At 72.7% G+C, this 18,592-nt stretch carries 20 protein-coding genes; 15 read left to right on the plus strand and 5 right to left on the minus strand.

From position 1 onward, the window contains the following. Window positions 1-150 precede the first annotated feature (150 nt). From P3T37_RS33370 to P3T37_RS33385, 4 genes are all read left to right on the plus strand, one after another. Window positions 151-954 (plus strand): sugar phosphate isomerase/epimerase, encoded by an 804-nt coding sequence (locus P3T37_RS33370; protein WP_280727727.1) that lies wholly within the window; start codon window positions 151-153, stop codon window positions 952-954. Window positions 955-984: 30 nt separating this feature from the next. Beyond that, the gene (locus P3T37_RS33375) at window positions 985-1,746 is read left to right on the plus strand and encodes a class I SAM-dependent methyltransferase (protein ID WP_280727685.1); all 762 of its coding nucleotides are present in this window, start codon (window positions 985-987) and stop codon (window positions 1,744-1,746) included. A 118-nt stretch (window positions 1,747-1,864) separates the two neighbouring features. Beyond that, entirely contained in the window at window positions 1,865-3,709 is a 1,845-nt protein-coding gene (gene ilvD, locus P3T37_RS33380; protein ID WP_280727686.1) for a dihydroxy-acid dehydratase, read from the plus strand. Between the two features lie 19 nt (window positions 3,710-3,728). Then, a complete protein-coding gene (locus P3T37_RS33385; RefSeq protein WP_280727687.1) occupies window positions 3,729-4,217 on the plus strand; it encodes a hypothetical protein in 489 nt (162 codons plus the stop codon). Here the strand turns inward: P3T37_RS33385 and P3T37_RS33390 are convergent, their stop codons facing one another. Together P3T37_RS33390 and P3T37_RS33395 are read right to left on the minus strand one after the other, a co-directional pair. Beyond that, window positions 4,218-5,375 (minus strand): hypothetical protein, encoded by a 1,158-nt coding sequence (locus P3T37_RS33390; protein ID WP_280727688.1) that lies wholly within the window; start codon window positions 5,373-5,375, stop codon window positions 4,218-4,220. It abuts the gene before it with no gap. 80 nt (window positions 5,376-5,455) lie between these two features. Continuing rightward, entirely contained in the window at window positions 5,456-5,899 is a 444-nt protein-coding gene (locus P3T37_RS33395; RefSeq protein WP_280727689.1) for a hypothetical protein, read from the minus strand. A gap of 162 nt (window positions 5,900-6,061) precedes the next feature. Between P3T37_RS33395 and proC the strand changes: the two genes are divergently transcribed. The 10 genes from proC to P3T37_RS33445 all read left to right on the plus strand — a co-directional run bounded on the left by proC (window position 6,062) and on the right by P3T37_RS33445 (window position 14,517). Beyond that, the gene (proC, locus tag P3T37_RS33400; RefSeq protein ID WP_280727690.1) at window positions 6,062-6,889 is read left to right on the plus strand and encodes a pyrroline-5-carboxylate reductase; all 828 of its coding nucleotides are present in this window, start codon (window positions 6,062-6,064) and stop codon (window positions 6,887-6,889) included. A gap of 6 nt (window positions 6,890-6,895) precedes the next feature. Then, window positions 6,896-7,546: an HAD family hydrolase gene (locus P3T37_RS33405; RefSeq protein WP_280727691.1), complete on the plus strand. Its 651-nt coding sequence runs from the start codon at window positions 6,896-6,898 to the stop codon at window positions 7,544-7,546. Between the two features lie 77 nt (window positions 7,547-7,623). Then, on the plus strand, window positions 7,624-8,397 hold the full coding sequence (locus tag P3T37_RS33410) for an N-acetylmuramoyl-L-alanine amidase (protein WP_280727692.1): 774 nt from the start codon (window positions 7,624-7,626) through the stop codon (window positions 8,395-8,397). Window positions 8,398-8,504: 107 nt separating this feature from the next. Further along, entirely contained in the window at window positions 8,505-9,704 is a 1,200-nt protein-coding gene (locus P3T37_RS33415; RefSeq protein ID WP_280727693.1) for an MFS transporter, read from the plus strand. Beyond that, window positions 9,685-10,884 (plus strand): acetoin utilization protein AcuC, encoded by a 1,200-nt coding sequence (locus P3T37_RS33420; protein WP_280727694.1) that lies wholly within the window; start codon window positions 9,685-9,687, stop codon window positions 10,882-10,884. Before P3T37_RS33415 ends, P3T37_RS33420 begins: the two co-directional genes overlap by 20 nt. Then, window positions 10,881-11,720: a phosphatase gene (locus P3T37_RS33425; RefSeq protein WP_280727695.1), complete on the plus strand. Its 840-nt coding sequence runs from the start codon at window positions 10,881-10,883 to the stop codon at window positions 11,718-11,720. The genes P3T37_RS33420 and P3T37_RS33425 overlap by 4 nt, the downstream gene beginning before the upstream one ends. Window positions 11,721-11,852: 132 nt before the next feature. Next, window positions 11,853-12,062 (plus strand): helix-turn-helix domain-containing protein, encoded by a 210-nt coding sequence (locus P3T37_RS33430; RefSeq protein ID WP_035802745.1) that lies wholly within the window; start codon window positions 11,853-11,855, stop codon window positions 12,060-12,062. Between the two features lie 120 nt (window positions 12,063-12,182). After that, window positions 12,183-12,281, plus strand: a complete 99-nt coding sequence (locus P3T37_RS33435; RefSeq protein WP_003948845.1) for an AURKAIP1/COX24 domain-containing protein — start codon at window positions 12,183-12,185, stop codon at window positions 12,279-12,281. Between the two features lie 129 nt (window positions 12,282-12,410). Further along, complete coding sequence (locus P3T37_RS33440) at window positions 12,411-13,487, plus strand: NAD-dependent epimerase/dehydratase family protein (protein WP_280727696.1); 1,077 nt, start codon at window positions 12,411-12,413, stop codon at window positions 13,485-13,487. A gap of 7 nt (window positions 13,488-13,494) precedes the next feature. After that, complete coding sequence (locus P3T37_RS33445) at window positions 13,495-14,517, plus strand: lysophospholipid acyltransferase family protein (RefSeq protein WP_280727697.1); 1,023 nt, start codon at window positions 13,495-13,497, stop codon at window positions 14,515-14,517. A gap of 55 nt (window positions 14,518-14,572) precedes the next feature. Here P3T37_RS33445 and P3T37_RS33450 read toward each other — a convergent pair whose 3' ends face one another. From P3T37_RS33450 to P3T37_RS33460, 3 genes are all read right to left on the minus strand, one after another. Beyond that, window positions 14,573-15,835 carry a DUF5667 domain-containing protein gene (locus tag P3T37_RS33450; RefSeq protein ID WP_280727698.1) on the minus strand — a complete coding sequence of 421 codons (1,263 nt, stop codon included), beginning with the start codon at window positions 15,833-15,835 and terminating at the stop codon, window positions 14,573-14,575. A gap of 253 nt (window positions 15,836-16,088) precedes the next feature. Further along, window positions 16,089-16,934: an ECF subfamily RNA polymerase sigma factor, BldN family gene (locus tag P3T37_RS33455; protein WP_280727699.1), complete on the minus strand. Its 846-nt coding sequence runs from the start codon at window positions 16,932-16,934 to the stop codon at window positions 16,089-16,091. 373 nt (window positions 16,935-17,307) lie between these two features. Next, the gene (locus P3T37_RS33460; RefSeq protein WP_280727700.1) at window positions 17,308-18,231 is read right to left on the minus strand and encodes an HAD-IB family hydrolase; all 924 of its coding nucleotides are present in this window, start codon (window positions 18,229-18,231) and stop codon (window positions 17,308-17,310) included. A 63-nt stretch (window positions 18,232-18,294) separates the two neighbouring features. On the opposite strand from P3T37_RS33460, the gene P3T37_RS33465 reads away from it, so the two are divergent. Next, window positions 18,295-18,573, plus strand: a complete 279-nt coding sequence (locus tag P3T37_RS33465) for a glutaredoxin family protein (protein WP_280727701.1) — start codon at window positions 18,295-18,297, stop codon at window positions 18,571-18,573. Window positions 18,574-18,592: the final 19 nt, after the last annotated feature.

An 18,592-nucleotide genomic window follows, 5' to 3' on the forward strand; every position in this document is an offset into this window, starting at 1 on the left:
GCGGCGCGGATGGGCGGCGCGAGCGCGGCCAAGCCCCCCAGGCCGCCCCGGCCGGTGCGCCGCCGCGCGGCCCGCAGGGCGTCCGGCGCCGAGCGCCCCGCCCCGCTGCTGCGCACCACCGACCGGCTGGTGCTGCCCCGGCACCCCGCGCTGCACGTCCCCGACACCAAGGTCGCCCTCTCCACCGCCTCGGTCTACCCCGAGAGCACCGCGATCGCCTTCGAACTCGCGGCCAAGCTCGGCTACGACGGCGTCGAGGTGATGGTCTGGAACGACCCGGTCAGCCAGGATCTGGACGCCCTGCGGGTGCTCTCCGAGAAGCACCAGCTGCCGATCCTGGCCGTGCACGCGCCGTGCCTGCTGATCACCCAGCGGGTCTGGACCACCGACCCGTGGACCAAGCTGGTGCGCGCCCGGGCCGCCGCCGAGAAGCTCGGCGCGGACACCGTGGTGGTCCACCCGCCGTTCCGCTGGCAGCGCCAGTACGCCCGGGAGTTCGTCCGCGGGATCAACCGGATGGCGGGGGAGACGGAGGTCCGCTTCGCCGTCGAGAACATGTACCCCTGGCGCTACCGCGACCGCGAGATGCTCGCCTACGCCCCCGGCTGGGACGTCACCGACGAGGAGTACCGGCACTTCACCATCGACCTCTCGCACGTCTCCACCTCGCGGATCGACGCCTTCGAGATGGTCGACCGGATGGGCGAGCGGCTCGCCCACGTCCACCTAGCCGACGGCTCCGGGTCCGGCAAGGACGAGCACCTGATCCCGGGCCGCGGGAACCAGCCCTGCGCCGAGCTGCTGGAGCGCCTGGCCAGGACCGGTTTCGGCGGCCATGTGGTGCTGGAGGTCAACACCCGCCGCTCCGGTTCACCGGCCGAACGGGAGGCGGACCTGGCCGAGGCACTGGCCTTCACCCGACTCCATCTGGCCAGCGCTACGCGCGTACGCTGACAGGACCACGATGACTTCGGGAGGTCGACGGTGACGGACAGCCAGTTGCAGGCGCACGCGGAGAGTTTCGGCGCCGTCGCCGCCGAGTACGACCGCGCTCGGCCGTCCTACCCGGCGCAGCTGTTCGACGAGATCGAGCGCCTGACGGGCCGTCCGCTCAAGGGCGCCGATGTGCTGGACGTCGGCGCCGGCACCGGCATCGCCACCCGCCTGCTGCACGAGCGCGGCGCCCGGGTGACGGCCGTCGAGCCGAGCGCCGGGATGGCCGCCCGCCTGCACGCCGTCAGCCCCGGGATCCCGCTGGTCAAGGGCGACGGCAACGAGCTGCCGTTCCACGACGCGACCGCCGACCTGATCACCTACGCGCAGGCCTTCCACTGGACCGACCCGGCCCGCTCGATCCCCGAGGCGCTGCGGGTGCTGCGCCCGGGCGGCGCGCTGGCGCTGATCTGGAACCTCAAGGACCGGTCGGTCCGCTGGCTGCGGGCGCAGGAGGAGCGGCTCTCCGCCGCGCTGCCCTCGTACCACTACTACGGCGCCATGAACGCGGTCACCGACGCCCTGGCGCGCTACCCGTTCGAGGTGGCCCGCACCGAGCTGCGCTGGGAGCGCCGGCTCACCGTGGACCAGGTGATCACCGACCTGCGCTCCAAGTCGTACTTCGCCGTCCTGGACGAGGAGCGCAAGGGCCCGGTGCTGGCCGCCGAGCGGGCCGCGCTGCTGGCGGAGTTCCCCGACGGCCAGGTGCTGGAGCCGTACTCGGTGGACCTGACGGTGGCCGTCAAGTACTGAGCGCCCACTGACCGCCATCCGGACGCGACGTCCGGCAGGCGGGACCGGGGCGTAGGCTCGACTGTTACGGCGGCCACTTCGTTGCGGCCGCGCAGAGCCACCGAAGGAGTGGAGCCCAGTGCCCGAGCTGAAGTCCCGTACGGTCACCCACGGACGCAACATGGCAGGCGCCCGGGCGCTTCTTCGGGCGGCCGGCGTAGCACGCGAGGACTTCGGCAAGCCGATCATCGCGGTCGCCAACTCCTTCACCGAGTTCGTCCCGGGGCACACCCACCTCCAGCCGGTCGGCCGGATCGTCTCCGAGGCGATCAAGGCGGCCGGCGGCATCCCGCGCGAGTTCAACACCATCGCGGTGGACGACGGCATCGCGATGGGCCACGGCGGCATGCTGTACTCGCTGCCCTCTCGCGACCTGATCGCCGACTCGGTGGAGTACATGGTCAACGCGCACTGCGCGGACGCCCTGATCTGCATCTCCAACTGCGACAAGATCACCCCCGGCATGCTCATGGCCGCGCTGCGCCTCAACATCCCGGTGGTCTTCGTCTCCGGCGGCCCGATGGAGGCCGGCAAGGCCACCCTGGTGGACGGCACGGTCCGCAAGCTCGACCTGGTCAACGCGATCTCCGACGCCGTCAACGAGAACGTCTCCGACGCGGACATCGCGATCATCGAGGAGAACGCCTGCCCGACCTGCGGGTCCTGTTCGGGCATGTTCACCGCCAACTCGATGAACTGCCTGGCCGAGGCGATCGGCCTGGCGCTGCCCGGCAACGGCTCGATCCTGGCCACCCACACCGCCCGCAAGGCCCTCTACGAGGACGCCGGCAAGGCGATCGTGGACATCACGCTGCGCCACTACCACCAGGACGACTACTCGGTCCTGCCGCGCAACATCGCCACCCGCGCCGCGTTCGAGAACGCCATGGCGCTGGACATCGCGATGGGCGGCTCCACCAACACCATCCTGCACCTGCTGGCCGCCGCGCAGGAGGCCGAGGTGGACTTCGACATGCGGGCCATCGACGCCATCTCGCGCCGGGTGCCCTGCCTCTCCAAGGTCGCGCCCAACGGCAACTACTACATGGAGGACGTGCACCGGGCCGGCGGCATCCCGGCGATCCTCGGCGAGCTCTACCGCGGCGGGCTGCTGAACGAGGACGTGCACACGGTGCACTCCGACTCGCTGGACGAGTGGCTGAAGACCTGGGACATCCGCGGCGGCTCGCCGTCCCCCAAGGCCGTCGAGATGTTCCACGCCGCCCCCGGCTGCGTGCGCTCGGCCACCGCGTTCTCGCAGTCCGAGCGGTGGGAGTCGCTGGACACCGACGCCGCGGGCGGCTGCATCCGCAGCGTCCAGCACGCCTACTCCACCGAGGGCGGCCTGGCCGTGCTGTACGGCAACCTCGCCGAGGACGGCTGCATCGTGAAGACGGCAGGCGTCGACGAGTCGATCTGGACGTTCAGCGGGCCGGCCGTGGTCGTGGAGTCCCAGGAGGACGCGGTCGACGCCATCCTGACCAAGCGGATCAAGGAGGGCGACGTCGTGGTGATCCGCTACGAGGGGCCCAAGGGCGGGCCGGGCATGCAGGAGATGCTCTACCCGACCTCGTTCCTCAAGGGCCGGGGCCTGGGCAAGGCCTGCGCGCTGATCACCGACGGCCGCTTCTCCGGCGGCACCTCCGGCCTCTCGATCGGCCACGCCTCGCCCGAGGCGGCCTCCGGCGGCACCATCGCGCTGGTGGAGGACGGGGACATCATCGCGATCGACATCCCCGGGCGCTCGGTCAGCCTGGAGGTCTCCTTCGAGGAGCTGCACGAGCGCCGGCTGAAGCTGGAGGCCGAGGGCGGCTACCGGCCCAAGAACCGCGAGCGGCAGGTCAGCCAGGCCCTGCGGGCGTACGCGGCGATGGCCACCTCCGCCGACAAGGGCGCGGTGCGCGACATCAGCAAGCTGGGCTGACGGCGGCATAATCGGACCCGTGACCGACGACCGCAGCGCCCCCGCCCCCGAACCCATCCGCTTCTTCGGAACCAGCTGGGTGGAGCGGGGGCGGGACTACTGGCTGCGGCGCGCGGTCGTCCCGGTCGGGGCGCTGGTGACGGTGCTCGCGGGGGCGTTGGTGCTGCGCTTCGCGGTCAGCGGGGTGCAGCTGTCCAAGGCCGGCGGCTTCGTCAACGGGCTGCTGATCGCCGCGATCGCGGTCTGCTCGTGCCTGGCCGCGCTGCGCAACTGGAAGCAGCTCACCGAGGGCCGCGAGGCGCTCACCGGCTGGATGGCCGAGGAGAAGTCGCTCGGCGCGGTGTGGATGATCGGCTGCGTGGGCGCGGCCGCCGCGTACTTCCTGCGCAGCCTTACCGAGGCCCCCGGCGAGGCGGTCCGGCGGGCCCACTACGAGCGCGCCACCGCCCAGCACGAGCGCCGCTCGGCCGGCCGCTCGGGGCGGCCGGGCAAGCGGCGCAAGGGCTGATCAACTGCGGCTGTCAGTACCGCACTTGTCGTCGTTCGGCAGCGGCTGGCTGTGGTCGTACGGGTCTCTCGGCGACCCGCTCGGCGTGTTCGGGTCGCCACCACCCGCGTTGGTCTGCGGGAACATCGGCTCCAGCCAGCCGTCGCCCACCTCGCAGTAGGTGTTGCCCATGCTGCTCTGGCCCTTGTCGAGGTACAGCTTCGCGGGGTCGACGTCGTAGCGGGCCGGGTCGGCGAACCGGAAGTCCTGTTCGCGGCGGACGATCTCGCGGGTGACGTCGGTGCTGCCGTTCTGCTGCAGCCAGCCCACGGCCTTGGCGCTGCTGCCGGGGGAGGGGCTGCTGGACGGAAAGTACACCTCGGGGCCCGGCACCAGCGCGTAGACGTAGGTGTAGTCGGTGTGCACCAGCAGTCCGTGGGCACCGTCGCTCTCGAAGCTGGTGTGGCCCTGGACCTTGACCACGTCACTCGCCGGGACGGCGGTGCGGGGGTTGAACCGGCTGAACCAGGTGGTCGGGTCGTGGTCTGCGGAGGGGTGCGCGAGCGCGGCCAGCGCATCGTCGTGTTCGGTACGGTCCATCATGTCCAGCGCCGCCTGCGGGGTCCCGCCGGCCACCACCTTGGGGTCCAGGTTGGTCGCGACCAGGTAGGACTTGACCATCTGGAGCTTCGCGGTGACCTCGTCCGCGCCGAAGGTCCCGGTGGCCTGGCCCGGCGGCAGCGCGATCGCGTCCGCGCCGGCCGGCCAGTCCAGGGCCGGGGAGCCGGCCCACGGGTGGTCCACGGTCGGGTTGTCCGGGGCCTCGGTGGACGGCGCCGCGGTGGGGGCGGCGGTCTCGGGGGCCTGGGTCGTGATGGGCTTCGGGCTCATAGGGGCGCCGGCGGCCCCGCCGCTGTCGGGGGTGCCGCCGACGTTCGCCGTGTACCAGCTGTGCAGCCGATCGACGTTCAGCCCGGCGAGCACGACCGAGACGGCCAGCAGGACGAAGACCGGCGTCTGCCAGTTCCGCTTCGTCCGGCGGGCGGGGTTGCCCCAGGGGTCGACCGGCTTGGCCCGGCGCTGGAAGCGCCCGCGCCGGATCTCGGTCGGCGGGCGCCACTGCTGCGGCTCCTGCTCGGAGGGTGGTGTCGGGGAATCAGGGTCTTCGGCTATCGGCACGCCGTCAGTATGCAGACCGGCACGGACGATTCGATCGCCGGGAGGCTGCTGCGCCTGCGCTCACCTGCCCATATATCCGCTTACTTCCGGGCGGACTTGACCGAGCCGACCACGCCGGCGATCACCAGCAGCACCCCGGCGGGCAGCAGCGAGGTGAAGAAGGCGCCGATCAGACCCCAGTCCCCGAGCATGCTGAGCACCAGCGTGTTCAGCACCAGCAGCGCGCCGGCCGCGGGGAGCGCCGCGTGCCACGGGTGCTCGTCCGCCCAGCGGCGCAGCCGTCGGTCGCCGGTGTCCTTGCGCAGCTGGCCGCCCACCGTGCCGACCAGGAAGAAGAAGAACAGTGCCAGTCCGGCCGGCCCGGCCAGGATGCTGGTCGACCAGCTCCCGGTCAGGACGTCGACCCCGAGCGCCGCAGCGCCCACCACCGCGCCGACCGCGGCGCCCACCCGCCACGACCCGAGGGCGGTCGATGCGACGGCCAGCTGCCGGTTCTCACTCCGCGACAAATCTCCGTGTCCCATATCTCCACGGTGCTCCTCGGCGGGCTCCTAAGCCATAGGGGTAACCCCCGAGTTTTCCCCTACTGGACAGGCCCGTCCGCAGGTCGGACGGCCCCCGCTCCGGGCGGCCCCGGGTGCGAGGATGGGCCCAGTACCGTCGCGGTGATCAAGGAGAACCAGGCCATGAGCAGCAGCGCCGCCCACCCCCAGCGGATCGCCTTCCTCGGGACCGGCAAGATCGGTGAAGCCCTGCTCTCCGGGCTGCTGCGGGCGGGGAAGGATCCGGCGGACGTCCTGGTCACCGCGCGCCGCCCCGAGCGGGCCGCCGAGCTGGCCGCGAAGTACGGGGTGGGGGTCACCACCAACCGGGAGGCGGCCAAGCTCGCCGACACGCTGATCCTGGCCGTGAAGCCGCAGGACATGGGCACCCTGATCGAGGAACTCGGCCCGCACATGACCTCCGACCGGCTGGTCATCTCGGCCGCGGCGGGCATCCCGACCCGCTGGTTCGAGGCCCGGCTGCCGGCCGGCACCCCGGTGGTCCGGGTGATGCCCAACACGCCCGTCCTGGTGGACGAGGGCATGAGCGTCATCTCCGGGGGCTCGCACGCCCGCGAGGAGCACCTGCTGCGGACCGAGGAGATCTTCCAGTCGGTCGGCAAGGCGCTGCGGCTGCCCGAGGCGCAGCAGGACGCGGCCACCGCGCTGTCCGGCTCGGGCCCGGCGTACTTCTACTACCTGGTCGAGGCGATGACCGACGCGGGGATCCTGCTCGGCCTGCCCCGCCAGGTGGCGCACGACCTGATCGTCCAGTCGGCGATCGGCGCCTCGGTGATGCTCCGCGACTCCGGCGAGCACCCGGTCAAGCTGCGCGAGGCGGTCACCTCGCCGGCCGGCACCACCATCTCGGCCATCCGCGAGCTGGAGAACCACGGTGTCCGGGCCGCCCTGCTCGGCGCGTTGGAGGCCGCCCGCAACCGTTCCCAGGAGCTCGCCTCGGGCGGGAAGTGACCGGCTGTGCGCTATGACCTGGTGATCTTCGACAACGACGGTGTGCTGGTGGACAGCGAGCCGATCTCCAACCGGGTGCTGGCCGAGTACCTCACCGAGCTCGGCTATCCGACCACGCAGGCCGACTCCTACCGCGACTTCATGGGCTGCGCGGCGCACACCGTCCACGACGTGATCGCCGAGCGGTACGGTGCCGCGCTGCCGGCCGGCTTCGACGAGGCCTTCCACGCCCGGGTGTTCGCCGCCTTCGCCACCGAGCTGACGCCGGTGGCCGGCGCCGAGGGGCTGCTCGGGACGCTGGGCGCGCGCGGCATGCCGTACTGCCTGGCCTCCTCGGCGCACCACAGCTGGATCCGCACCGCGCTCGACCTCACCGCGCTGCGCGGCCACCTGCCGGAGCAGCGGATCTTCAGCGCCCAGGACGTCGGCGTCGGCAAGCCCGCGCCCGACCTCTTCCTGCAAGCCGCCCGGACCCTGGGGGTCGATCCGGGCCGCTGCCTGGTGATCGAGGACAGCCGCAACGGCGTGCTGGCCGCCCGCGCGGCCGGCATGGACGTGTACGGCTACGCCGCGCTCACCGACCCCGCCAGGCTCACCGCGGCGGGCGCGACCGGCCTGATCGGCTCGCTGCCCGAGGTGCTCGACCTGCTGGCATAACCGGGGAGTCGGCGGCGGCTGACGGGGTAGTACCAGGTCACGGAGCAGATCGTTTCGCTTACGAAGGAGCATCTCTGATGGCACGTATGCCCGGCGCCGAGTGGATCGGCCCGACTGCCAACCTGTACCCCGGCGGCATGGTCGAGCACCGCGGCCTGGTTCTGCACATCCAGGACGGCACCGAGGCCGGCTCGGAGTCCTGGTTCAAGGATCCGTCGTCGGAGGCTTCCGCACACTTCCTCAACCCCAAGTCCGGGGGCCTGCGCCAGTTGGTGGACACCGACGATGCCGCCTGGACCGAGATGGCCGGCAACCGGCACTGGGTCAGCATCGAGAACGAGGGGCTGGGCGGCGACAGTCTGACGGCAAGTCAGATCGAGAACTGCGCCCAGCTGTTGGCCTGGCTGCACGCCCAGTACGGCGTGCCGGTGGTGTCCACCGACGACGTCAACGCCACCGGTCTGATCTGGCACGGCGCGGGAGGGGCGGCCTGGGGCGGCCACTACGACTGCCCGGGCGACCCGGTGCTCGCCCAGCGCCCGCAGATCATCGCCCGTGCCCAGCAGTTGGTGGGTCAGCCCCAGACCCCTCCGCCGGCTCCCGCGCCCAACTACCCTGCCTGGCCCGGCGAGTACCTGCGCGTCCAGCAGCCCATGCTGCACGACGACAACGTGCGCACCTGGCAGCAGCAGATGGCCCACAGAGGCTGGTCGATCACCGCGGACGGCTGGTACGGCCCGGCCTCGGCGAGCGTCTGCCGCCAGTTCCAGCAGGAGAAGAATCTCGGGGTGGACGGCATTGTCGGGCCGCAGACCTGGGCTGCGGCGTGGACCGCCCCGGTGACCGCCTGAGCACGATCGTGTTCGACCCCTCCCCAAAAGTCGGCTGACCCCCTACGCTCGCGCCAATATCTTCGTACCGGTCAGTAGGACTGCGCCGGTGGTGAGCGAGGTGCCGGATGTCCACCGAGGTCACGGCCCGGCTGCGGCAGGCCCGCAGCGCGCTGCTGGTCAGCTTTCTGCTCCAGGGCACCACCTTCGCCCTGCTGGTCACCCGGATCCCCGGCATCCAGCGGCAGTACGGGCTGAGCGACGGGACGCTGACGGTCTTCCTGGCCGCGGTGCCGATCCTGGCGGGCGTCGGCTCGATCACCTCCGAGCAGCTGGTCAAGCGCACCAGCCCGCGCACCGTGCTGCGGATCGTGCAGCCGGCCGTCTGCCTGACCCTGGTCGGGGTGGGGGCCGGCGACCGGCTCTGGGCGCTGGGCCTGGCGCTGGCCGCCTTCGGGCTGCTGGTCGGCGCGCTGGACGCCAGCATGAACATGCTCGGCGTCGGCCTCCAGCACCGCTACGGACGCTCCATCATGCTCGGCTTCCACGCCGCCTTCAGCGCCGGCGGCATCATCGGCGCGCTGCTCGCCAGCGCCGGCGCGCACCTGTCGCTGCTGACCCTGTTCGGGGCGAGTGCGGCGGTGCTGATCCCGGCCGCGCTGGTGGTCGGACGGTTCTTCGCCGGCCCGGCGGAGCTCGGCGACGCGGTCCGGGAGGCCGTCGCGGCCGCCGCCCGCTCGATCCCGTGGCGCCCGCTGCTGCCGCTCTGCGCGGCGATGGCGTTCGCGTACATCGCCGACTCGACGGTCTCCAACTGGAGCGCCAAGTACCTCACCGAGACGCTGCACAGCTCCGACCAGGTGGCCGCGCTGGCCTACGCCGGCTACATGGTGGCACTGCTGCTCGGACGGACCGTCGGCGACCGCACGGTGCAGCGCTGGGGCGCGGTGGCGGTGGTCCGCACCGGCGCGGGGGTGGCCGCCCTCGGGTTCGGCCTCGCCGCGCTGGCGCCCGCGGCCTGGGCCGGGATCGCCGGGTTCACCGTACTCGGGATCGGCATCTGCGCGATCATCCCGCAGGTCTTCGCGGCCGGCGGGCGGCTCTTCCCGCGCGACTCGGACGCGGCGGTGGCCCGGCTGAACCTCTTCAACTACGTCGGCTTCCTGGTCGGCTCGCCGCTGGTCGGCGCGATCGCCGGCGCGAGCTCGTACCGCTGGGCGCTGACCGCCCCGATGCTGCTGGTCCTGCTGGTCGTCCCACTCGCCGGGCACTTCGCACCTGCTCCGGCGAGCCCGCTACCGTTGGACCATGCCCCCAGCCGAGCCTGACCAGCCCTGCGGCCTGCACCTGTTCTGGGACGAGGCCGTCACCGCCTACGACTTCGGCCCGGGGCACCCGATGGACCCGACCCGGCTCGCGCTCACCATGCGGCTGGTCGAGGCCCTCGGCCTGCCCGCCGCGCCGGGCGTGACGGTCACCGCCGCGCCGCCGGCCGGCGACTCCACGCTCCAACTGGTGCACCGCGCCGAGTACGTCGAGGCGGTCCGCCGGGCCGCCCTGCACCCCGGTGAGCTCGACGAGCGGCACGGCCTGGGCACCGAGGACAACCCGGCCTTCCCCGCCGTCCACACCGCCTCCGCGCTGATCGCCGGCCAGTCGGTGGGCGCCGCCGAGGCGGTCTGGCGCGGGAGAGCCAGACACGCCGTCAACTTCGCCGGCGGCCTGCACCACGCGATGCCCGACCGGGCCTCCGGCTTCTGCGTCTACAACGACGCCGCCCTCGCCGTCGCCCGGCTGCTCGAACTGGGCGCCGAACGGGTCGCCTACGTGGACGTCGACGTGCACCACGGCGACGGCGTCCAGCACGTCTTCTGGGACGACCCGCGGGTGCTCACCATCTCGATCCACGAGCACCCCAGCACGCTCTTCCCGCAGACCGGCTGGTCCACCGAGACCGGCGGCCCGCAGGCCCCGGGCTCGGCCGCCAACCTGCCGCTGCCGGCCGGCACCGGCGACGCGGGCTGGCTGCGCGCCTACCACGCGCTGGTGCCCGAGCTGCTGGCCGGATTCCGCCCGCAGGTGCTGGTCAGCCAGCACGGCGCGGACACCCACACCGAGGACCCGCTGGCCCACCTCGCGGTCAGCGTGGACGCCCAGCGCGAGGTGGCCGGCAGCCTGCACGAGCTGGCCCACCGGCACTGCGAGGGCCGTTGGGTTGCTCTGGGCGGGGGCGGCTACGCGGTGGCGGACGTGGTGCCGCGGACCTGGACGCACCTGGTGGCCACCGCCGCCGGCCGTCCGGTGGACCCGGCGACCGAGACCCCGGAGGAGTGGCGCGAAGAGGTCTACCGGCTGACCCGCAGACCCGCCCCGGCGCGGATGACGGACGGCACCGAGCCCTCCTGGCGGGACTTCACGGACTCCGGCTACGACCCGGGCGACCGGCTCGACCAGGCGATCCTGGCGGCCCGCCGGGCGGTCTTCCCGCACCACGGCCTGCTGCCGTGAGCAGGGCCGCGCCCGGCCGTGCGGAGCTGCTGGACCACCTGGTCCGCCGCCGGCTGGCCGGCCCGAACATCCCGACCTCCCGGCAGAAGAACCTGCGCAGCTACCGGCTCTTCGGCCAGGGAGACCCCGAGGCGCTGATGGGGCTGGACCCGGAGGGCCGCTGGGGGCCGGGCGCGGTGCTCGACCTGATGGCCGAACGCTGCGGGGTGCGCCCCGAGTTCGGCTACGGGCAGGGGCCGGACCGGATCGACCCGGAGCGCACGGTGGACGCCCTCGACCGGCTGGCCGCACTGCTGCGCCGGACGGCCGAGCGCCGCGGCAGCGTGCTGGCCGGGACCGGGCACCCCACCCAGTTGGCGGGCTTCCACGGGGCGCTCGTAGCGGCGCTCGCCGCCGCGGGGTGCGCCGTTCGCACGCCTGCCCGGGGCGCGCGCCTCCGTACGCCCACGCCGGTCGGCGACCGGCTCTGCGCCGTGGACTACCTCGGCCCGGTGGCCGTCCTGCGGACGCTTGACGGACCGGCCCGGACTGGGAGACTCGGCTCCGGATCCGACCTGCTGCACACCCATTCGGCGCAGCCCGTCCGGATGGTCCTGGCGGCCCTGGCCGAGGCCGGGCACCCCCCGCCCGACCTGGTGCTGGGCGATCACGGCTGGCTCTGCGGGGCGGGCTGGCTCGGCATCGCGGCGGGCGGCCCGGCGGACTCCAACGACCCGGCTCCGTTCGTCGGCGAGGCCGAGCGGACGGTGGCGGTGGTGGTTCCGGTGGACGACGGAGCGCAGGCGGCCTGCTACAGACCGCTGACCGACTACGTACTGCAACAGGCGGATCTCTGACCGTCCAAGGACTCGCTACCCCCCTCTTCCCACTGGTACCACCCGCAACTACTCTGGGGATACGCGTGTGTCGGTGGAGTCACCGGAGGGGAAGCCGGTGCCTTGCACACGGATAAAGGGTCGGGTGAGGTCATGGGTTCCGGCGAACGCCCCTTGCAAGAGGTCAACTTTCTGACCGTGGCGGAAGTCGCCTCGGTCATGCGGGTGTCCAAGATGACGGTGTACCGCCTGGTGCACGGTGGAGAGCTTCCGGCCATCCGGGTCGGCCGCTCCTTCCGGGTCCCGGAGCAGGCTGTGCACGACTACCTGAAGGACTCCTACGTGGGGCGTCAGAGCGCCTGACGGAGGGGTCGGATGGTCCCGATTACAGGGCTGGGCGCGCGGACGGTAGGCTAGGCCCTCCGTCAGTCGTATGGACTCCGTCTCTCACGGGCGGGAGTCTCAGTGAGCGAGGGTTGTTCCGTGGGCTCTGTCATCAAGAAGCGTCGCAAGCGTATGGCCAAGAAGAAGCACCGCAAGCTTCTGAAGCGGACCCGCGTGCAGCGTCGCAACAAGAAGTAACACCTGCTTGAGCCTCGCTCCAGCTGTGCTGCTGCCCGTCCCGGCCTTGGCCGGGGCGGGCAGCGTCATTTTCCGGACCACGACGCGGTACGGTGCAGGCACGGTCCGGTAGAGGGAGGGCGGCACACAGTGGGCAAGGTCGTGCTCGTCACCGGAGTGGCCCGCCATCTGGGGGCCCGCTTCGCCGAGCGGATCCGCCGGCAGCCCGGCGTGGAGCTGGTGGTCGGCGTGGACGTCGAACCCGCCCGGGACGCCCCCACCGAGGGGGCCGGCCCGCTCGCCCCGTACGTCTTCGCGCGCGCGGACCTGCGCCGTCCCGCGATCGCCCGGGTGCTCGCCGAGCACGACGTCGACACCGTGGTGCACCTGAACGTCAGTGCCACCAATCCGGGCGCTCCCGGCCGTGCCGCGGTCAAGGAGATCAACGTCATCGGCACCATGCAGCTGCTCGGCGCCTGCCAGCAGTCGACCACGCTGCGCCGGCTGGTGGTGAAGTCGACCACCGAGATCTACGGCTCGACCCCGCGCGACCCGGCGGTCTTCGGCGAGCGCACGCAGCCCAAGCACCTGCCCTCCGGCGGTTTCGCCAAGGACGCCGCCGAGGTGGAGGGGTACGTACGCGGCTTCGGCCGGCGCCGCCCCGACGTCGCGGTGAGCGTGCTGCGGTTCGCCAACATCGTCGGCCCGGCGGCCGACACGCCGCTCAGCGAGTACTTCGCGCTGCCGGTGCTGCCCACCGCGCTCGGCTACGACCCGCGGCTTCAGTTCGTGCACGAGGACGACGCCGTCGAGGTGCTCCGGCTGGCCGCGCTGGACCCGGCCCGCGCCACCACCAACACCGGGACCTTCAACGTCGCGGGGGAGGGCGTGCTGCTGCTCTCCCAGTGCGCGCGCCGACTCGGCCGGCCGACCGTGCCGGTACTGCTGCCGGCGCTCGGCTGGGTGGCCGCGCTGGCCCGGCAGACCCGGGTCACCGACTTCTCGCCCGAACAGATCGGGCTGCTCACCCATGGCCGGGTGGTGGACACCTTCCAGCTGCGCGAGACCTTCGGCTACCAGCCGCGGTTCAGCACCCCGGAGGCGTTCGGCGACTTCGCCGCCGCGCAGCGCCGCGGTCTGCTGCCCCCGGAGCGGCTGGCCGCGGTCACCGACCGGCTCACCGCACTGCTGGGCCCCGAGCACCCGACCCGAACCGACAGGAGCTGAACCGAGGATGACGGCCGCGAGAGAGCGATCGACGGGGCAGGCCAAGGTCATCCCGATCGAGACGGCGCCGAGCTGGACCCCGAACGAGGGCGACGGCGCGGGCGTGGGCGCGTTCGCCTCGATGCTGGCCGACGCGGTCGGCGGGGCGCTGGCCGGTCGGCTCGGGCCAGTGGCCGAGTCGGTGCTCGGCAAGGGCTGGGAGGGCCGTGCGGCCAACGGCCTGGCCTTCCTGCGCCGCCGGATCACCGGCGACTACGAGGTGGACGAGTTCGGCTTCGACCGCGAGCTGACCGAGGAGGTCTTCCTCTCGGCACTGCGCCCGCTGGCCGAGAAGTACTTCCGGATCGAGGTCCGCGGGATCGAGAACATCCCCGCCGAGGGCGGCGCGCTGGTGGTCGCCAACCACTCGGGGACGGTCCCGCTGGACGCCCTGATGACCCAGGTGGCCATCCACGACCACCACCCGAACCGCCGCCACCTGCGGATGCTCGCCGCCGACCTGGTCTTCGTGCTGCCCGGCGTCGGTGAGCTGGCCCGCAAGGCCGGGCACACGCTGGCCTGCAACGAGGACGCCCAGGCGCTGCTGGAGCGCGGCGAGGTGGTGGGGGTCTGGCCGGAGGGCTTCAAGGGGATCGGCAAGCCGTTCGCGGACCGCTACAAGCTCCAGCGCTTCGGGCGCGGCGGCTTCGTGGCCTCGGCGCTGCGGGCGCAGGTGCCGATCGTGCCCTGCTCGATCGTCGGGGCGGAGGAGACCTACCCGATGCTCGGCAACGCCAAGACGCTGGCCCGGCTGCTCGGCCTGCCGTACGTGCCGATCACGCCGACCTTCCCGTGGTTGGGCCCGCTCGGCGCGATCCCGCTGCCGACGAAGTGGACCATCCAGTTCGGCGAGCCGATCAGCACCGACACCCACCCGCCGGAGGCGGCGGACGATCCGATGCTGGTCTTCAACCTGACGGACGAGGTCCGCGAGACCATCCAGCACACGCTCTACCGGCTGCTGGTGCAGCGGCGCTCGGTCTTCTTCTGACAGGCAGCACACAGGGCCCGCACGCTCGACGAGCGTGCGGGCCCCATGACGTGGCTCAGCCCCCGGTCAGCCCGAGACCGGGAAGCAGGCCCGGGATGAGCGGCGGCAGGTTCAGCCCCGGGTCGAGCTGCGGCGCACCGCTCGGCTCCGCGCCGGAGGCCGGAGCGCCCGGCTGCTGGCCCGCGGCGGGGGCACTGGCGCCGCCGCCCTGCGGAGCCCCGGACGGGGTCGCAGCGCCCTTGCCGGCGCCCGTCAGGCTGCCCGTCAGGCCGTTGACCAGACCGTTCACCTGGCCGCCGACCGCGCCCCCGGCGGAGCCGGAGCCCTGGCCGGTCCGCTCCGAGCCCTGCCCGGCGCTGCTGTCGGCCGACGGGTGACCGTCGCCCGCCTGGCCGGACGCCCCGGAGGCCGGGGCCGAGCCCTGGCCCGCGCCCGGCTGCTGCCCGTCGCCGACCGCGGACGGGGACGAGCCGCTCGGCGCGCCGCCCGGCTGGGCCGCGGTGCCGTGGCCGGCCTGCGGGTCCAGGTGCAGCGGCGCGACGTCCTCGCTCATGTCGCCGAACAGCTGGTCCATCTGACCGGCCACCGGGGTGAGCTGCGAGGGCAGTCGGCCCTGCAGGTCGGCCCAGTGGTTGTCCTGGATCTCGCTGAAGGCGGCCAGCCTGCGCATCGGGCCCAGCGCGCCGTTGGCCCGGTAGACCGAGCGCAGCAGCTCCCGGCCCTGGGCCGCCTCGGCGTGCATGTCGTCCAGCGCCTCGCCGAGCTTGGCCACCGTGGCCGGGCTGAGCGCCGTCGGGCTGTCGGTGCCGCCCACCAGGCTGCGCGCCTCGGCGAGCCGGGTGGAGGCCTGGTCGAGCAGCAGGGCGCCGCGTTCGGCGTCCGAGCCGGCCAGGTCGAGCCGCAGGCCCTCCAGGCCGCGCTTCATGCCGTACAGGGTGTCCCCGGGCAGCGCGGTGGTGCTCGCGGCGGCCACCCCGGCGAAGCTGCCGACGGTAACTCCCGCCACCAGCCCGCCGATCGCGAACCGCTTGCCCCAGCGCCGCCGTCTGCCCACCCGCTCGGCCCGGTGGCTGCGCTGGCTCGGCACGGTCGGCAGTCCGCCGCCGGCCATCGCCTGCTCGAACGCGGCCATCAGTTGGGCGCGTTGGGTGACCCGGACCTCAAGGTCCAGGCCCGGCACGGTGGTCGCACTCAATGCGTGCGCCGTGTCGAGGAGTTCACCCATCCCCGGATTGCTCGCCGGTTGTCCTGTCCGGTGGGCCTCCAGCGCCTCGGCGAAGGCCTTCGCCCGCCGGTGCTCCAGCACGTTTGCCGTCACGGGCCACACCTCCCTTCGTCGTTGTCGACTCCCCGGCCTGCCGGACGGTTGCCACGGCGGGCCAAATCCACTCCATCGGGTGACTGTGCGCGACTTGGCTTGACCGCGCGACCCGTGGTGGTTTGCACGCTGGGCAACGAGTGGCGAGGGGGCTCGGTTACGCACGAGTGATCATGTGACCGCCCATTCACCCGGATGTGTAAGAACGACCGCCCTCCTGCTGACCGCTGTGCTGACTCGTGTGGAGATATGGTCATCGCGCGTCGGGCGGCAGCAGCCGCGCCAGCGTGCGCACGGCGCGGTACTGCAGCGTCTTGATGGCGCCCTCGTTCTTGCCCATGATGCGGGCCGTCTCCGCCACCGAGAGGCCCTGCAGGAAGCGCAGCGTGACGCACTCCTGCTGCTGCGGGTTGAGCCGGTGCACGGCGTCCAGCAGGGCCGCGTTGGAGAGCGACTCCAGCACCGAGTCCTCGGGGCTGCGCTCGCACTCGTTGGAGTCCAGCATCTCGCCCGTGGTGACCTCCAGCCGGAAGCGGCTGGACTTGAAGTGGTCGGCGACCAGGTTGCGGGCGATGGTCACCAGCCAGGCGCCGAAGTCCCGGCCCTGCCAGGTGAAGGTGCCGATCCTGCGCAGCGCCCGCAGGAAGGTCTCGCTGGTGAGGTCCTCTGCGGTGGCCCGGCTGCCGACCCGGTAGTAGATGTAGCGGTAGACCGTGTCGCAGTAGTGGTCGTAGAGCCGCCCGAAGGCCTCGCTCTCGCCGGCCTGGGCCCGTTCGACCAGATCCATGATCGGGTTTTCGGACTCGACACCCGGCGGCGGCAGCGTCCTGGAGCGGCCCCGGGTACCCGAACCGCCGGGCGTGGCGCTGCGGCTGCGCGTGCCGGTGCCGCCCGCCGCCGTACTGCGCAGGGCCACACCGGGTGCGAACGGGACGCCGGCCGGGACCAGTTGGGGCGAGGCCAGGACCAGCTGGCTGCGGAGCAGGGTGCGGAGCAGGCGGAGATTGCGCGCGGCGATGGCGGGGACAGTGTGAGCAGCAGCGGTGGTGGGCGACGGGCGGGCGGGAGCAGGCGCGTCGTTCCGGACGGGTGGGTACACGGGACTCCCAGAGGCAGAACTGTGGACGGATCACCTCCGCCTGCGCGGAGTGCACACTCCTTGTCACCCCGCCGGGGGGACACGTGGGTTGGGCGTGCATCCAGGAGAGAATAACGCTTTGTGCAATGACAGCTACACCCTGTGGCCGAAGTGGTCGATTGGGATCCACTTCGCGTGGTATATGAGCTGAAAGTGACCGAACAAAGCTCCGAACTGCGCGCTGATCGTGATCATTCGGTGGCCTGCTGTGACCAATTCCGAGGTCGGCTCGGCGGTTTCCCTGCCCGGGGGCCCGCCAACCCCAGACTTTTCGGCGAGTTCGAACGATCAGAACCGGTCAGTGGGCCCTGACCGCAGGGTTGGTGACGAAACGTCAGCTGCGACGGCGTCGCAGGGCCACCCCGGCCACCGTCGCGCCCGCCACCGCGCCGAGCAGCACCGCCGCCGGGATGCCGATCCGGGCCGCCTTCCGGCCGGTCCGGAAGTCCTGCACCCGCCAGCCCTGCGCCCGGGCGTGGCGGCGCAGCGCGCCGTCCGGGTTGACCACGAAGGGGTGCCCGACCAGCGAGAGCATCGGGATGTCGTTGGCCGAGTCGCTGTACGCGGCGCAGTGGCCGAGCTCCAGCCGCTCGCGCCGGGCGAGCGCGCCGACCGCGGCCGCCTTCGCCGGGCCGTGCAGCATCTCGCCGACCAGCCGCCCGGTGTAGACGCCGTCCACCGCCTCCGCGACGGTCCCCAGCGCGCCGGTCATGCCCAGCCGGCGGGCGATGATCCTGGCCACCTCCAGCGGCGCGGCGGTCACCAGCCAGACCCGCTGCCCGGCGTCCAGGTGCATCTGCACCAGCGCCCGGGTGCCGGGCCAGACCTTGGCGGCGACGATGTCCTCGAAGATCTCCTCGCAGATCGCCTCCAGGTCGACGGTCCGCTTGCCGGCCACCAGCGAGAGCGCGGTGTGCTGGGCGTCGGCGATGTGTGCCGGGTCCTCGGTGCCGTGCAGTCGGAACCAGGCCTGCTGCCAGGCGAACCTGGCGAGGTCGCGCCGGGTGAAGAACCTCCGCTGGTAGAGGCCGACGCCGAGGTAGAAGACCGCCGCGCCGCGCAGGATGGTGTTGTCGCAGTCGAAGAACGCGGCGGCGTGCGGGTGGTCCGCCGGTGTGCCGCCGTCCTCGGGCGCCTCGACCGGCGCGGGCGCCGCCCGCAGCGCCCGCTCGGCGGCGTCGGCGGCGGCCTCGCCCGCCAGGGCGGTCCGCTCGGAGGAGGAACGCCTTGCCTGGGTGAGCCTTCGCAGCGCGGCCATGGGACCGAGCATAGTCAGCCAAGATGGCCGGGGTGCGCCCCGGTGGCGGCGCACAATGGGGTGGTGAGTCCACTGCTGCGCCGTGCCAAGAGCCCCGAGCCCGCCGACCGTACGGTCACCCTGATCGGGAAGCCGGGCTGCCATCTCTGCGACCAGGCCCGTGAGGTGATCGCGAAGGTCGTCGGCGAGCTCGGCAGCGGCTTCGAGGAGCGCGACATCACCCAGGACCCCGAGCTCTACCGGCTGTACGCGGAGCAGATCCCGGTGACCCTGATCGACGGCCGCCAGCACGACTTCTGGCGGGTCGACGAGAAGCGGCTGCGCACGGCCCTGCTGCGCTGAGGATCGGGCCACCCCCGCC

The sequence above is a fragment of the Kitasatospora sp. MAA4 genome (assembly GCF_029893355.1).
GTDB lineage: Bacteria > Actinomycetota > Actinomycetes > Streptomycetales > Streptomycetaceae > Kitasatospora.

Coding starts and splice junctions, on each gene's coding strand:
- P3T37_RS33395 (WP_280727689.1), bottom strand. CDS start 5,899: ATGGGACACGGAGATTTGTCGCGGAGTGAGAACCGGCAGCTGGCCGTC.
- proC (WP_280727690.1), top strand. CDS start 6,062: ATGAGCAGCAGCGCCGCCCACCCCCAGCGGATCGCCTTCCTCGGGACC.
- P3T37_RS33410 (WP_280727692.1), top strand. CDS start 7,624: ATGGCACGTATGCCCGGCGCCGAGTGGATCGGCCCGACTGCCAACCTG.
- P3T37_RS33415 (WP_280727693.1), top strand. CDS start 8,505: ATGTCCACCGAGGTCACGGCCCGGCTGCGGCAGGCCCGCAGCGCGCTG.
- P3T37_RS33420 (WP_280727694.1), top strand. CDS start 9,685: ATGCCCCCAGCCGAGCCTGACCAGCCCTGCGGCCTGCACCTGTTCTGG.
- P3T37_RS33430 (WP_035802745.1), top strand. CDS start 11,853: ATGGGTTCCGGCGAACGCCCCTTGCAAGAGGTCAACTTTCTGACCGTG.
- P3T37_RS33445 (WP_280727697.1), top strand. CDS start 13,495: ATGACGGCCGCGAGAGAGCGATCGACGGGGCAGGCCAAGGTCATCCCG.
- P3T37_RS33460 (WP_280727700.1), bottom strand. CDS start 18,231: ATGGCCGCGCTGCGAAGGCTCACCCAGGCAAGGCGTTCCTCCTCCGAG.